1 pseudogene is annotated in these 1,698 nt (G+C 70.3%); it reads right to left on the reverse strand.

Annotated elements, in window-relative coordinates:
• Positions 1-1,698: pseudogene (locus B073_RS0106270) on the reverse strand (hypothetical protein); the annotation flags it as partial.

A 1,698-nucleotide genomic window follows, 5' to 3' on the forward strand; every position in this document is an offset into this window, starting at 1 on the left:
TGGTGGGGGTGTTCTGGGCGTCGCGTACCACGCGCAGTTCGCCGAGCGGTTCCCCGTCGGGCCCGTAGACCAGCAGGGTGCGGTCGAGATGGTTGACCAGCAGCCAGCCGGCCACCGGGGCGTCGGCACCGGGGGGCTGCAGGGGGCTGGTGGTTGGTGCTGCCGTGGCCGGTGGTTGGTCGGAGCGCAGCGGTACGGTCTCCAGCCGGATGCGGGTGGGCTGGACCAGGCGGGGCGGCAGTTGCACGAAGCGCTCCCCGGGCGGGTTGGGGAACAGGGCCTCGTCCGGTAGGACGCTGTCCGCGCGGATCAGGCGGAACTGGATGGGTTCGGTCTGGCGTGGGCCGGTCAGTACCAGCGCTCGTCCGAAGCGGTCGATGACGGTCAGCTCGGTGAAGTAGAACTGGCCTCCTCGCACGGGCTGGAAGCGCTGTGTGCCGTGGTCTTTCGCGCCGTCGGGGACGTGGTTGGTCTCGCCGGCCAGGGACAGGATCGCGTGGTCGGTGACGGCCTGGGCAGCGCCGTCGTGCTGTACCAGCCAGTCGTGGAAACCGTCGAGGGATTGGGAGAGTACGTCGAGGTCATCCAGCTCGCGGCGCATGGTGCGCAGTTGGCCGGCCAGCTGGGACGGGGCGTGCTCGGCGAGGCGGCGGGCCTGTTCACGCAGGACGTAGCGGGTGGCGGGGGTGATGAAGGCGCGTCCGCCGAAGGCGGTCCAGCGCCGTCCGCCTTCGCCGTCCCCGGGGGCTGCGCCGTCTCCCGTCCAGCGGTACCGGTCGCCGTCGAACCCCCAGTGGGGGGCGGAGTCCGGGCTGCTGTGGTAGGGGGTGGCGCAGTGCTTGATCTCCCATTGAAGGTAGAGGGGGAGCCAGGGCTGGCGCCAGATGCGGGTGTATTCGGGCCAGGGGCCTTCGGTGTGGGTTTCCCGGTCGTCGACGTCGACGACGGTGTGCAGCGCGGTGTCCGTACCGCCGCTGGCTGCCGGGGTGCGCACTGCCTGGTCCAGCAGGGCGAATTCGGCGATCACCGCGTGGATGATGCCGGGGATTTCGGGGGTGTTGCCGGGCAGGAGGGGGTTGTCCGGGACGGGTACCCAGGTGTCGTTGATCTTCAGCTGGGTGAGCAGTTGGGAGGGCAGGCGGCAGGGCAGTGGGTCGTCCTCGTCGCGGGTGAGGGGTGGGATGGTGTCCTTGCTGATGTCGGTCAGGGCCAGGACGGGGTCGGCCGGCCGGTAGTAGCTCTGCCGGGGGGTGCGCTTGAGTTCCAGCTCTTCGGGCAGGCCCTTGGCTTGGGCGTAGCGGTCGATTTTGTGCTGGATCTCTTCAGGGGTGAGCTGGGTCTCTTCACGGGTGAGCCCGTAGGGGATCAGGTCGCGGAGCCGGGCGACCTCGGCGGCCAGGCGCGTGACCTTGGTGCTGGCGGCCTCGCTCTGCTGGGACCAGGCGTCCTCGTCGAATTCGAAGTCGTCGGGTCGGCTGGCTTGGGGCAGGTGGCGCATCCACCACAGTGTCCACAGGCGCCACCGGGCGGAGGCGAGCTGGTTTCTGGCTTGGTCGTAGGCGTCCTGGTCGTCGTTGAGGGTGGTGATCCAGGCGGGCTGTTCGGGGGGCGGGGCCTGGGCGTCGGTCTGTTCGCTGGGGCGGTTGACGACCTTCCAGGTGGCGCCGCCGTCGTGGCCGCTGAACCAGGACCGGCGGG

Source organism: Streptomyces sp. MspMP-M5 (genome assembly GCF_000373585.1).
Taxonomy (GTDB): domain Bacteria; phylum Actinomycetota; class Actinomycetes; order Streptomycetales; family Streptomycetaceae; genus Streptomyces.